Consider the following 11,896-nt stretch of genomic DNA (forward strand, 5'->3'; position numbering starts at 1 on the left):
CACTTCCAGTGGATTCCAGCGCAACAGACCGACTCTACCGAAAGTTGTTCACGGGACGGGATAGCTGAGGCGTCCGTTCGCCCTATTGGATCTGCTGCATCTGCGCGCGGTAACCCTCCGCGAGCTCCTTGAGGAACTGCCGGGTCTCCTGCCGCTCCAGCGCGGCGCCGCGCAGCCGGTCCCACGAATCGACGAAGATGTTGAAGTCCTTGACGTCGTCGAGGTACAGACCACCGGCGGAGTGCTCGATGTAGACGAAGTCCCGGGTGCGGTCCGGGAAGCGCATGATCGTGAAGTCGTTGGGCACCGCGGCCAGCCGCGCGCCGAAGGGCAGCACGTGCACGTACACCCGCGGGTGCTTCTCCAGCGAGAGCAGGTGCTCGACCTGGTCGAGCATCACGGCGGGCGCGAACCCGCCGGGGGCCCGGCGCAGCGCGCCTTCGCTGATGATGAACCGGTAGTACGGCGGCTGCTGCTGTTCGAACACGGCCTTGCGGTCGAGGCGGTTGCGCACCAGCGACGTCACGTCGGTGGCGCCCGCCTCGGTGAACTGCTTGAGCATGTAGTGCTCGGACTGCAGCGGACCGGGGATGCGCTCACCGTGCCAGGTGAGGATCTCCGCGGCCGCGGGTTCCAGGTCGGTGAAGGTGCGGAACCAGTGCGGCACCACCGAGCGGTAGCCGGACCAGTGGCCGCGCTGCCCGGCGGCGGCCCGCGCCAGGTTCATCAGCGTGTCGGCTTCTTCACCGTTGATCCCGAACGCGTTCAGCATGGATCGCACATCCCCGAGCTTCACCCCGACGGCACCGGACTCGATCTTGTTGACCTTGCCCTGGGTGCAGCCGAGGACCTCGGCGACCTGCTGCTGTGTCATCCGCGCCGCGGTGCGGGCATGCCGGAGCTCGTTCCCGAGCTGCTTCCGGCGCGAGGTGACGGTGCTGGCCATCGCCCTGCTCTCCCGGACCACTACCAAGCGACGGCGGCCTCCCGGTCGCCGTCGCGCGCGAACTATCGAACCCACCCAGGTTAGTGCTTCACCTTGCGGATCTCGATGATGACATCGCGCAGCGTTCCAGGAAACGTCGCGGAATGCCAGTCACTCGGGGGTTCACTCGCCTGGACCAGCGGATTCGTGACCTTTGCGCCAACCGGCGGGCAGCGGACTGCGGCATAGTGGGCGCCGTGACCGATCGTTCGCCCTCCGCCGCCGCCGTCACCCGCCTGGCTGACAACGTCCACGGCTACGTCCAGCCGGACGGCTCCTGGTACATCAACAACTGCGGGTTCGTCGACGCCGGCGACCACACCGTCCTCATCGACACCTGCTCGACCGAGCGCCGCACGCGCGCGCTGCTCGACACCGTCGAGGCCACCACCGGCCGCCCGGTGACGACGCTGGTCAACACCCACCACCACGGCGACCACACCAACGGCAACTACCTCGTCGAAGGCGCGACGGTCATCGGCCACCGCAAGACCCGCGAGCTGCTGGTCGCCGAGGGCATCCAGACGTTCGACGGCATCTTCGTCGGCAACGACTGGGGCGAGCTGCGCTCGCGGCCGCCGGAGGTCGTGTTCGACGACCGGCTGACCGTGCACGCCGGCGACACGACCCTCGAGCTGATCCACCCGGGCCACGCCGCCCACACCACCAACGACGTCCTGGTCTGGCTGCCGGAGCGGCGGGTGCTCTACGCCGGCGACCTGGTGTTCAACGGCGGCAGCCCGTTCGCGCTGATGGGTTCGGTGGCCGGCTGGCGCCAGGCGCTGGACGTGATCCGGGAGCTGTCGCCGGAGGTGATCCTGCCGGGGCACGGGCCCGCGTGCGGGCTCGACGTCGTCGACACGGTGGACGCCTACCTGAAGTTCGTCCAGGAGACGGCCGAGCGCGGGAAGGCCGCCGGGCTGTCCCCGCTCGAAGTGGCGAAGGACACCGACCTGGGTGACTTTGCGGTGCTGAGCGAGCAGGAGCGGCTGCCGGGCAACCTGCACCGGGCGTACGCCGAGCTGGACGGCGCCGAATGGGGTGCTCAGATCGATCTCGCGGCCGCGGTGATGGACATGGTGGCGATCAACCGGGGTCCCATCCGCTGCTTCTCCTGAACTGCGTGAGCCGCGGCGCCGTACCTCCCATGAGGCGTCGATCGGACTACTGTCTGAATCGAGAGAGACTTCGGAAGGATTCGGATGAGCAAGAAGGCGAGCATCGGGGTCACCGGCCTGGCGGTCATGGGCCGCAACCTGGCCCGCAACCTGGCCCGGCACGGGCACACCGTGGCCCTGCACAACCGGTCCGAGGAGCGGACCCGCGCGCTGGTGGAGCAGTTCGGCGACGAGGGCGACTTCATCCCGGCCTACTCCGCGCAGGAGTTCGTCAACGCGCTGGAGCGGCCCCGCCAGGTCGTGATCATGGTCAAGGCGGGCGGCCCGACGGACGCCGTCATCGAGGAGTTCGCGCCGCTGCTCGAAGAGGGCGACGTGATCATCGACGCCGGCAACGCGCACTTCGCCGACACGCGCCGCCGCGAGAAGGCGCTGCGCGAGCGCGGGCTGCACTTCGTCGGCAGCGGCGTCTCCGGCGGCGAGGAGGGCGCGCTGCACGGCCCGAGCATCATGCCCGGCGGTTCCAAGGAGTCGTACGAGTCGCTCGGCCCGCTGTTCGAGGACATCTCGGCGAAGGTCGACGGCCAGCCGTGCTGCACGCACATCGGCGCGGACGGCGCCGGCCACTTCGTCAAGATGGTGCACAACGGCATCGAGTACGCCGACATGCAGCTGATCGCGGAGTCGTTCGACCTGCTGCGCCACGCGGGCGGCTACTCCCCCGCCGAGATCGCCGACGTCTTCCGCACGTGGAACACCGGGCGGCTCGACTCGTACCTGATCGAGATCACCGCCGAGGTGCTCGCGCACGTCGACAAGTCGTCGGGCAAGCCGTTCGTCGACGTCGTCGAGGACGCCGCCGAGCAGAAGGGCACCGGCCGCTGGACCGTGCAGATCGGTCTCGACCTCGGGGTCCCGATCTCCGGCATCGCGGAAGCCGTCTTCGCGCGTTCGCTGTCCGGCTCGAAGCCGCTGCGCGCGGCGGCCCGCGGTCTGGGCGGCCCGTCGGCGACTCCGCTGTCGGGTTCGTCGCTGGACCGCTTCGCCGACGACGTCGAGCAGGCGCTGTACGCGTCGAAGGTCGTCGCGTACGCGCAGGGCTTCAACCAGATCCAGGCCGGCGCGACCGAGTACGGCTGGGACATCGACCTCGGCAAGGTCGCCTCGATCTGGCGCGGCGGCTGCATCATCCGCGCGAAGTTCCTCAACGACATCACCTCGGCCTATGCCGAAGAGCCGCAGCTCCCGACGCTGCTGACGTCGGGCGGCTTCCGCAAGGCGGTCGAGGACGCGCAGGACTCGTGGCGTTCGGTGATCTCGACGGCGGTCAAGCTCGGCATCCCGACGCCGGGCTTCTCGACGGCGCTGGCGTACTACGACGGCCTCCGCGCCGACCGCCTGCCCGCGGCCCTCGTCCAGGGCCAGCGCGACTTCTTCGGCGCCCACACGTACCGCCGCGTGGACCGCGAAGGCTCGTTCCACACGGCCTGGGCCGCCGACGGCCGCCCGGAATCCGGCGCCTGACGAAGTCCGTGAAGGCCTCCTTACCGGCTTTTTTGCCCGGCAAGGAGGCCTTCACGGCTTTCCGGGAGTCTCACTGGCCGCGGGCGGCGAGGATTTCCGCCAGCACCTCCTGGATCTTCGCTTCGGCCTTGTCCTTCTTGACGCCGAGGCCGTCGAGCACCTCGAACCCGGCGCCCTCGCGCTGTTCCAGCAGCGCCAGCAGCATGTGCTCGGTGCCGATGTAGTTGTGGCCCAGCCGCAGGCCTTCGCGCATCGTGAGTTCGAGGGTCTTCTTGGCGGCGGCCGAGAACGGCACCGGGTTCGGCACCGGATCGACCCCCTCGGGCAGCCGTGCTTCGGCGGCTTCGCGGACGGCGTCGAGCTGGACGCCCTGGGCGAGGATCGCGCCCGCCGCGAGCGCCGCGGGTTCGGTGAGCAGGCCCAGCACGATGTGCACGGTGTCGATCTCGGGGCTGGCGTTGTCCACAGCGGACTTCTGGGCCTCGACGATCACGTGCCGCGCCCGGTCGGTGTAGCGGCCGTAGACGCGTTCGATCGCGCCGGAGGGGTCGCCGCCGGGGTCGACCTTGGGCACGAACCGCTTCTGGGCGGCCTGCTTGGTGACGCCCATGCTCTTGCCGATCTCGGTCCACGACGCCCCGGAGCGCCGGGCCTGGTCGACGAAGTGGCCGATCAGGTGGTCGGCCACCTCGCCGAGGTGTTCGCCCACGTAGACGGCGTCGGACAGCTGGGCGAGGGCGTCCTTGTCGTTGTTGCTCTTGATCGCGCTGATGAGGTCGTCGAGTTTGACGTTGGCGGGAAGGTCCATGCCGTCAACTGTAGGTTGACGATTTCGCCTCGTCAACCGCGAGTTGACGCCGCCTTCAGGTGCTCCTTGAGGTTGAACTCGCTCACCTCGAGGTCCGCGTACCGCGGGTGCGGATCGGCGGTGAAGAGCCGCCGCGCGGCGATGTGGTCGGCGGGCCGGTTCACCGACTCCACCGCGATCAGGACGTCGTCGCGGAAGGACAGCACCGAGAACTTGCCCGCGTCGCGGTCGCCGGCGACCACCGTGCGGTCGGCGCCGGCGAGGATGCCCGCGATCTGCAGCTTCGCGCCCGACTGGTCGGTCCAGAACCACGGCAGACTCGCGTACGGCTCAGGGGTGCCGGTGATCGCCGCGGCCACGCTGCGGGCCTGGTCGACGGCGTTCTGCACGGACTCCAGCCGGGTCGCCGCGCCCGCCTGCACGCACGGGAAGTTCGCGCAGTCGCCGATGGCGAAGATCTTCTCGTCCGACGTCCGCAGGTGCTCGTCGACGACCACGCCGTTGTCCACCGGCAGCCCGGCCTCGGCGGCGAGCGTCGTCTCCGGCACGACGCCGACGGCGACGACGACCAGGTCCGCGGGCAGCCGCGTGCCGTCGGACAGCTCGACCTCGCGCACCCGCTCGTCCCCGTGCAGGGCCGTGACGCCCTGGCCGAGCAGCACCGTGTGCCCGGCTTCGCGGTGCAGCGCGGCGAAGTACGCGGAGATCTCCGGCGTCGCGACCCGGTTGAGCAGCCGGTCCTGCGCCTCGACGACGGTCACCGGGCGGCCGGCGTGCGAGGCGAACTCCAGCCCGATGAACCCGCCGCCGACCACGACGACGTTTTCGGCGTGCGCCAGGGATTCGCGCAGCCGGTCGGCGTCGTCGCGGGTGCGCAGGGTCAGCACGCCCGGCAGGTCCGCGCCGGGGACGGGCAGCGTGCGGTTGCGCGCGCCGGTGGCCAGCACCAGGTGGTCGTAGCCCAGCTCACGGCCGTCTTCGAGCCGCACCAGCGACGCCTCGCGGTCGATCGCGGCGACCCGCCCGGCGACCAGTTCGATGTCCTTCTCCGCGAAGAAGTCCTCGCCGCGCAGGTGCAGCTGTTCGAGCCCGGCGGTGCCGGCCAGGTAGGCCTTCGACAGCGGCGGCCGCTGGTACGGCACGCCCGGCTCGTCCCCGACGAGCACGACCCGGCCGTCGAAGCCCTTGTCCCGCAGCGACGCGACGGCCTGGAACCCGCTTTGCCCCGACCCGACGACGAGAACCGTGTTCTGTGCACCCATGACCGCCATCCGATCACAAGAGGCTCAAGCCGTCGAGGAGCCGCCGCTCGACCGCAGCGCGCGCGGGGCCCCGAGCACCCGCGAGATGCCCCGCGCCGCGGCCCGCACGGCCGGGACGAGCGTCCGCGGGTCGGTCCCCTCCGCGGGGACGACGATGGAGATCGCCGCCCCCACTTCGTCGGTGGCGTCGTAGACCGGGGCCGCCACGGACAACGCGATCAGCTCGATCTGGCCGTCGCTGATCGCGTAGCCGTCGCGCCGGACGTCGGCCAGCACGCGCCGCAGCTGCGCGGCCGAACCGATCGTCTTGGGCGTGAACGTCTTGAGCGGCCCGGCCAGGACCGCTTCCTGCGCCTCGGCGGGTGCGTGCGCGAGCAGCACCTGACCGACCCCGGTGGCGTGCGCGGGCAGGCGGCCGCCGACGCGCGTGAGGACGTTGACCGCGCCGCGGCCGGAGATCCGCTCGACGTAGACGACTTCGGCGCCGTCGAGCACGGCGAGCTGCACGTTCTGGTGGGTGGCCTCGTAGAGGTCCTCCAGGAACGGCATCGCGCTTTCCCGCAGCTCCGCGCCGTGCGGCGCCAGCGACGCGACCTCCCACAGCCACAGCCCGACGCGGTACACGCCCGCTTCGTCGCGGACGAGCGCCCCGCGCCGGGTCAGCTCGCCCGCCAGCCGGTGCGTGGTCGACAGCGGCAGCCCGGCGCGGCGGCTCAGCTCGGACAGCGTGAGCCTCGGCCGCTCGGCGGTGAAGGCACCGAGCAGGTCGAGGACGCGGTCCACGACCGACGGCGGCCGCCGCGCGCTGTGCCGCACCGGATCAGTCTTCGTCGTCGCCCGGCAGCAGCGGGCGCATGAACGTCCGCCGGTACCGGAGCACGCAGCCGCTTTCCTCGCGGATCTTGTCGGCCTCGATGAAGTCCGGGTCGGCGCCGAACAGCGTCCGGTAGCGCTCGTACGCGGCGAGGCTCTCGAAGCTGAACAGCGCCCGTGCTTCGTCGCTCGCCCCTTCCGACGGCAGGAAGTAGCCGTGGTGGACGCCGCCTTCGCGCTGCACCAGCCGCATCCACGCGGCGGCGAAGCGTTCGAAGTCGGCGATTTTCGCGGGGTCGATGACGTAGTCGACGACGCACGTGATCATCGGCCGCCCCAGACCCGGTCGGCCGTGGCCACGATCAGCTCCAGCTTCCGCAGCTGGTCGTCCGCGGTCAGGTCGTTGCCCTCCTCGGTCGAGGAGAACCCGCACTGCGGCGACAGGCAGAGCTGGTCGATGTCGACGTACCGCGACGCTTCTTCGATCCGCCGCACGAGGACGTCGGCGTCCTCCAGCTCCGGCCGCTTCGTCGTGACCAGGCCGAGGACGACCTTCTTGTCCTTCGGCACGAACCGCAGCGGTTCGAAGCCGCCCGAGCGTTCGTCGTCGAACTCGAGGAAGAACCCGTCGACGGCCAGGTCGCCGAAGAGCGCTTCCGCGACGAACTCGTAGCTGCCGGACGCGACCCACGAGGACCGGAAGTTGCCGCGGCACAGGTGGGTCGTCACCGTGAGGTCTTCCGGCCGGCCGGCCAGCGCCGCGTTCATCGTCGCGATGTTGCGCAGGTGCTGGGTGTCCGGGTCGCCGCCCATCCGCGCGACGAGCTCCCGCTGCGCCGGGTCGTTGAGGTAGGCGAGGCTGGTGTCGTCGAGCTGGAGGTACCGGCAGCCGAGCCCGTGCACCGCGGAAACCTGCGCGGCGTAGGCGGAGCTGAGGTCGGCGAAGAACTCTTCGAGGTCCGGGTAAACGCTCTCACTGACCGCGGCCCGGCCGCCGCGGTAGTAGACCATGCTGGGCGACGGGATGGTCAGCTTCGGCGTCACCCCGGCGTCCACATGGGACTTGAGGAACTCGAAGTGCGCGGCGAAGATCGGCTCGTCGAGCCGCACCTTCCCGTCGACCTGCAGGCCCGGTGGGCTGAACTCGAGGTCCCCGGCCAGGTTGTGGAACTTGACGTGCAGCCGCTCGTCGCTCTTCGAGACGCCGCCGAGCGCGTAGATGAAGTCCATGTGCCACGAGGCACGCCGGAATTCGCCGTCGGTGGCCGAGCTCAGCCCGGCCGCCTTCTGCATCTTGATCACGTCGCGGATCGCGTCGTCCTCGACCGCGCGGAGCTGCTCCGCGCCGATCTCACCGGTTTCGTGCCGCCGCCGCGCGTCACGCAGGACCGGGGGCCGCAGGAGGCTCCCGACGTGATCGGCGCGAAACGGCGGGCCCACCTGGGGAATGCCGCCCGAAGTCATGCACCGATGGTCACACATTCCGGGCCTTCGCGCCGCCCCCGGAAACAAGATCATGACGCCGGCGACTTGCTACCGTCACGCCCGGCGCGTTGGCTGTCTCCCCGGCGAAAGGGGCTGTGCATGACGAAACACCCGGTAGACGAGGTCCTGCCCGCCGGACGGCTGGCGCTGCTCGGCCTCCAGCACATGTCGATCATGTACGCCGGCGCGGTCGCGGTGCCGCTGATCGTCGGCAGCGCGCTCAAGCTGGACCCGGCGACGATCGGGCTGCTGGTCAACGCCGACCTGCTCGTGGCGGGCATCGCGACGGTGATCCAGGCGGTCGGCATCGGGAAGCTGCTCGGCATCCGGCTGCCGGTGGTGGCGGGCGCGACGTTCAGCGTCGTCAACCCGATGATCCTGATCGCGTCCCAGTACGGCCTGCCCGCGGTCTACGGCGCGATGCTGGCGTCCGGCGTCTTCGGGCTGCTCATCGCGAAGCCGTTCGCGAAGCTGATCCGCTTCTTCCCGCCGCTGGTCACCGGAACGCTGCTGCTCGTCATCGGCGTCTCGCTGCTCGGCCCGGGCGCGGGGCTGATCGCGGGCAACGACCCGACCGCGTCCGACTACGCGGCGCTGTCGAACATCCTGCTCGCGTTCGGCGTGCTGGCGCTGCTGATCCTGTTCACGCGGGTGCTGCGCGGGTTCGCCAACCAGATCGGGCCGCTGCTGGCGCTGGCGATCGGGCTGGTGATCGCGATCCCGATGGGACTGGTGCACTGGGACGGCCTGGGCGCGGCGAGCTGGTTCGGGCTCGCGTCGCCGTTCCACTTCGGGGCGCCGACGTTCCCGGTGGCCGCGGTGCTGTCGATGTGCGTGGTCATGCTGGTGACGTTCACCGAGTCGACCGCGGACATGATCGCCGTCGGCGAGATCACCGGGCGCCCGCCGACCGACTCCGACCTCGCGCGCGGCCTGGCCACCGACGGCTTCTCGGCGGTGCTCGGCGGCGTGCTGAACTCCTTCCCCGACACGGCGTTCGCGCAGAACGTCGGCCTGGTGCGGATGACCGGCGTCCGCAGCCGCTGGGTGGTCGCGGTGACCGGCGGGATCCTGGTGCTGATGGGCCTGGTGCCGAAGATCGGGGCGTTCATCGCGGCGATCCCGCAGCCGGTGGTCGGCGGGGTCGCGGTGGTGATGTTCGCGATGGTCGCCGCGGTGGGTGCGCAGAACCTCCGCAAGGTCGAGTTTTCCGGCAACCACAACACGTTCATCGTCGCGGTCGCCCTCGGCGTCGGCCTGCTGCCGGCGTTCGCGCCGAAGATCTTCCAGCACTTCCCCGCGTGGCTGCAGACGATCTGCGGCAGTTCGATCACGGTGGCGGCGGTGCTGGCGTTCGCGTTGAACCTGCTGTTCAACCACCTCGGCCGGCGTTCGGAGCCGGACCTGCTGGAAGCGCCGTGAGCAGCCGCTCGACGAGCCGGGCGCCGGTGCCCGGCTCGACCGGGCGCCGGAACAGCACGCGCAGGTAGAGCGGGGCCAGCACGAAGTCGAGGACTTCGTCCACCGACGGCACTTCCTCGCCGCGGGCCGCGGCCCGGTCCAGTGCCGCCTGGAGGTCTTCGCCGCGCGCCTGCAGGTACTCGAGCGGCTTTTCGGCCGGGCCCAGGGTCGCGACGAGCGCGCGGAGCAGGATCTGGCCGCGCGGGTCGCGCATCGCGCGTTCGACGCCTTCGGCCCAGCCGAGCAGGTCGCCGCGCAGCGCACCGGTGTCCGGGATCGGCGACGTCGAGCGCAGGCGCGTCACGGCCGCGTCGAGGAGCAGGTTGTCGCGGCTGCCCCAGCGCCGGTAGACGCTGGTCGGGTTCACGCCGGCCCGTTCGGCGATCTTCGGGACGGCCGCGTCGATCTCCCCCGCGGCGAGCAGTTCGATCACGGCGTCGTGCACCGCGTCGCGGACGCGGGCGCTGCGGCCACCGGGTCGGGTCATGCCTCCAGCTTAAAGCAAACCTACTTGCCTTTGCCCGCCGACTGTGGCTACCTTTAAAGCAAATCGAATGGCTTTAGGGAGACCGAGATGGCCCGCAAGATGACCCGCGAAGAGCGCGAAGCTTTTCTAGCCGAGCCGCGCGTCGGCGTGCTGAGCGTCGCCGGCGAACCCGGCCGCGCCCCGCTGACCACGCCGATCTGGTACCGCTACGAGCCGGGCGGCGACGTCCTCGTGATGACCTCACCCGGCCTGCGCAAGACCCGGCTGATCGAGGCGGCCGGCCGGTTCGCGCTGTGCGTCCAGGAGCAGGACGGCGTCTACAAGTACGTCTCGGTCGAGGGTCCGGTGGTGAAGACGTGGCCGATGACCAAGGCGGAGCGCAACGAGGTCGCCGCGCGCTACCTGCCGCCGGGCGTGAGCGAGGCCTACACCGACGCGACCGACGCCACCCACGGGAACAACATCGCGATCGTGATGCGCCCGGAGCGCTGGAACACCTCGGACTTCAGCGACCTCGCGGAACAGCTGGCGTGATCACCAGCAGATGATCAGCAGGCACGTCGTCGGCTTCGGCGGCTTCGGCGGCGCCGGGCGAGTCGGCTGCTGACCGCCCGTCGTCGTCGGCGTCGTGGTGACCGAGCCGGACGGGTCGCCACTGGTCGGCGTGGTCGTCGGCGTCGTGGAGTCGGCGCTGCTCTCGGTCGTCGCGGGCTTGCCGGGCACCTCGGTGACGGTCTCCCGGGGCACGCCGCTGCCCGGGACGACGTCGCCGCCGCCGGTGCCGCCCTCCGGCGGGGAGTCCGTGGCCTGGTCGGCGCCGCCGAGGCCGGTGGTGCGCTGCGGGAACGGGATCACCTGGATCTGGTCGACCGCCGACGCGTCCGGCGTGCCCTTGCCGCCGAGCCCGACCAGCACCGCGGCGGCACCGCAGCCGATGACGACGGCGAGCATCACCGCGAGCACCCGCCACCGCGACTGCCCCGGTCCTGAACGCTCACCCCAGCCCTCGCGCACGAGCAGCTCGGCGACCGATACCTCGTCGTTCACCCCGGCAGACCTTCCCGAGAGGCCTTTCGGCCGACATCGTGGCCGTATTTTTACCGCACAAGCCACCCGAACGGGTGAGGAACTGGTAAAAATCTCTGTTTTGTCGCGGGAGTTTGACAGTGAGTGACAAGCACAGCGTTTTCTAAGCTGACACTCGTGATACTCCCAGCATGACCGGCGAAGCTCAGCCCATGCTGCTGAAAGCCGGACAGCCGGTCCCCGCGATCGCTGTCCCGCGTCGCTTCAGCGCCCGACATTTCGCCCGGTTCGTCCCGAATCCGAAGACAACGCCGTTCACCTTCGGCTACCTCGTCGTCCTGCTCGGCACGACGCTGGTCCTCAAGTTCGCCGACCCCGACGTGACCGAGCGGCTGCTCCGCCTGTCCAGCACCGACGCCCACAACCTCTGGCGGCGCCCGCTCACCTCGCTGCTGACCAGCGCGCTCTGGCTCTCCGACGAAGGCTGGCTCGCCTACGTCGTGATCTTCGCGATCGCGGTCGCCCCGCTGGAACGCCGGTTCGGCGCCCGCCGCGCGGCGACCGTCTTCTTCTCCGGGCACGTGCTGGCCACGCTCGCCACCGAGCTGCCGGTGATGGCCCTGATCAGCGCGCACGTCCTGCCTGCCTCGGCCGGGCACTGGCTCGACATCGGCGTCAGCTACGGCTTCTTCGCCACGGCCGGCACGCTGGTGTTCCTGCTGCGCGGCCGGGCCCGGCTCGTCGCGCTGGCCGCGATGGAGGCGTTCATCGCGGTGATCTGGATCAGCGACGACCCGGCCACCCTCGATTCGGTCGTCACGCTGCTCGGCCACGCGTTCGCCGCGCACTTCGGGCTGCTGTTCTGGGGGCCGCGGCTGCGCGCCGCGGCGGGTAGGCAGGCGTCGGCGTCGGTGGTGTAATCGACGG

General features: G+C 70.6%; 13 protein-coding genes. 5 read left to right on the plus strand and 8 right to left on the minus strand.

Annotated elements, in window-relative coordinates; genetic code table 11:
* Positions 1–82: 82 nt before the first annotated feature.
* On the minus strand, positions 83–946 hold the full coding sequence (locus tag EIY87_RS01325; RefSeq protein WP_125305802.1) for a helix-turn-helix domain-containing protein: 864 nt from the start codon (positions 944–946) through the stop codon (positions 83–85).
* Positions 947–1,182: 236 nt separating this feature from the next.
* Between EIY87_RS01325 and EIY87_RS01330 the strand changes: the two genes are divergently transcribed.
* Together EIY87_RS01330 and gndA are read left to right on the plus strand one after the other, a co-directional pair.
* Positions 1,183–2,103, plus strand: a complete 921-nt coding sequence (locus EIY87_RS01330) for an MBL fold metallo-hydrolase (protein ID WP_125305803.1) — start codon at positions 1,183–1,185, stop codon at positions 2,101–2,103.
* 84 nt (positions 2,104–2,187) lie between these two features.
* Positions 2,188–3,627 (plus strand): NADP-dependent phosphogluconate dehydrogenase, encoded by a 1,440-nt coding sequence (gene gndA, locus EIY87_RS01335; protein ID WP_125305804.1) that lies wholly within the window; start codon positions 2,188–2,190, stop codon positions 3,625–3,627.
* Positions 3,628–3,697: 70 nt separating this feature from the next.
* On the opposite strand, the gene EIY87_RS01340 is transcribed toward gndA, so the two are convergent.
* Genes EIY87_RS01340 through EIY87_RS01360 form a run of 5 tightly spaced genes read right to left on the minus strand, consistent with a single transcriptional unit; the run spans position 3,698 to position 7,974 of the window.
* On the minus strand, positions 3,698–4,435 hold the full coding sequence (locus EIY87_RS01340; RefSeq protein ID WP_125305805.1) for a Clp protease N-terminal domain-containing protein: 738 nt from the start codon (positions 4,433–4,435) through the stop codon (positions 3,698–3,700).
* 32 nt (positions 4,436–4,467) lie between these two features.
* The gene (locus EIY87_RS01345; protein ID WP_125305806.1) at positions 4,468–5,697 is read right to left on the minus strand and encodes an NAD(P)/FAD-dependent oxidoreductase; all 1,230 of its coding nucleotides are present in this window, start codon (positions 5,695–5,697) and stop codon (positions 4,468–4,470) included.
* Positions 5,698–5,721: 24 nt separating this feature from the next.
* Complete coding sequence (locus EIY87_RS01350; protein ID WP_125305807.1) at positions 5,722–6,513, minus strand: IclR family transcriptional regulator; 792 nt, start codon at positions 6,511–6,513, stop codon at positions 5,722–5,724.
* Positions 6,514–6,517: 4 nt separating this feature from the next.
* Entirely contained in the window at positions 6,518–6,838 is a 321-nt protein-coding gene (locus tag EIY87_RS01355; RefSeq protein ID WP_125305808.1) for an NIPSNAP family protein, read from the minus strand.
* On the minus strand, positions 6,835–7,974 hold the full coding sequence (locus EIY87_RS01360; protein ID WP_191983904.1) for a 5-methyltetrahydropteroyltriglutamate--homocysteine S-methyltransferase: 1,140 nt from the start codon (positions 7,972–7,974) through the stop codon (positions 6,835–6,837). The genes EIY87_RS01355 and EIY87_RS01360 overlap by 4 nt, the downstream gene beginning before the upstream one ends.
* Positions 7,975–8,094: 120 nt before the next feature.
* On the opposite strand from EIY87_RS01360, the gene EIY87_RS01365 reads away from it, so the two are divergent.
* Positions 8,095–9,417, plus strand: a complete 1,323-nt coding sequence (locus tag EIY87_RS01365) for a nucleobase:cation symporter-2 family protein (protein ID WP_125305809.1) — start codon at positions 8,095–8,097, stop codon at positions 9,415–9,417.
* On the opposite strand, the gene EIY87_RS01370 is transcribed toward EIY87_RS01365, so the two are convergent.
* Positions 9,368–9,943, minus strand: coding sequence for a TetR/AcrR family transcriptional regulator (locus EIY87_RS01370; protein WP_125305810.1), 576 nt, complete (start codon positions 9,941–9,943; stop codon positions 9,368–9,370). The two genes, EIY87_RS01365 and EIY87_RS01370, sit on opposite strands and share 50 nt — an antisense overlap.
* Positions 9,944–10,030: 87 nt before the next feature.
* Here EIY87_RS01370 and EIY87_RS01375 point away from each other — a divergent pair, with 87 nt between their 5' ends.
* Positions 10,031–10,477: a pyridoxamine 5'-phosphate oxidase family protein gene (locus tag EIY87_RS01375; RefSeq protein WP_125305811.1), complete on the plus strand. Its 447-nt coding sequence runs from the start codon at positions 10,031–10,033 to the stop codon at positions 10,475–10,477.
* On the opposite strand, the gene EIY87_RS01380 is transcribed toward EIY87_RS01375, so the two are convergent.
* A complete protein-coding gene (locus tag EIY87_RS01380; RefSeq protein ID WP_125305812.1) occupies positions 10,478–10,990 on the minus strand; it encodes a hypothetical protein in 513 nt (170 codons plus the stop codon).
* Between the two features lie 170 nt (positions 10,991–11,160).
* Between EIY87_RS01380 and EIY87_RS01385 the strand changes: the two genes are divergently transcribed.
* The gene (locus EIY87_RS01385; protein ID WP_225439634.1) at positions 11,161–11,889 is read left to right on the plus strand and encodes a rhomboid-like protein; all 729 of its coding nucleotides are present in this window, start codon (positions 11,161–11,163) and stop codon (positions 11,887–11,889) included.
* Positions 11,890–11,896 lie beyond the last annotated feature (7 nt).

The sequence above is a fragment of the Amycolatopsis eburnea genome (assembly GCF_003937945.1).
Taxonomy (GTDB): Bacteria; Actinomycetota; Actinomycetes; order Mycobacteriales; family Pseudonocardiaceae; genus Amycolatopsis; species Amycolatopsis eburnea.

Bases quoted from the DNA above. Each gene is read 5' to 3' on its own strand.
- EIY87_RS01365 (WP_125305809.1), top strand. From the start codon at position 8,095: ATGACGAAACACCCGGTAGACGAGGTCCTGCCCGCCGGACGGCTGGCG.
- EIY87_RS01345 (WP_125305806.1), bottom strand. From the start codon at position 5,697: ATGGGTGCACAGAACACGGTTCTCGTCGTCGGGTCGGGGCAAAGCGGG.
- gndA (WP_125305804.1), top strand. From the start codon at position 2,188: ATGAGCAAGAAGGCGAGCATCGGGGTCACCGGCCTGGCGGTCATGGGC.
- EIY87_RS01375 (WP_125305811.1), top strand. From the start codon at position 10,031: ATGGCCCGCAAGATGACCCGCGAAGAGCGCGAAGCTTTTCTAGCCGAG.
- EIY87_RS01385 (WP_225439634.1), top strand. From the start codon at position 11,161: ATGACCGGCGAAGCTCAGCCCATGCTGCTGAAAGCCGGACAGCCGGTC.
- EIY87_RS01360 (WP_191983904.1), bottom strand. From the start codon at position 7,974: ATGACTTCGGGCGGCATTCCCCAGGTGGGCCCGCCGTTTCGCGCCGAT.
- EIY87_RS01355 (WP_125305808.1), bottom strand. From the start codon at position 6,838: ATGATCACGTGCGTCGTCGACTACGTCATCGACCCCGCGAAAATCGCC.
- EIY87_RS01370 (WP_125305810.1), bottom strand. From the start codon at position 9,943: ATGACCCGACCCGGTGGCCGCAGCGCCCGCGTCCGCGACGCGGTGCAC.
- EIY87_RS01325 (WP_125305802.1), bottom strand. From the start codon at position 946: ATGGCCAGCACCGTCACCTCGCGCCGGAAGCAGCTCGGGAACGAGCTC.
- EIY87_RS01340 (WP_125305805.1), bottom strand. From the start codon at position 4,435: ATGGACCTTCCCGCCAACGTCAAACTCGACGACCTCATCAGCGCGATC.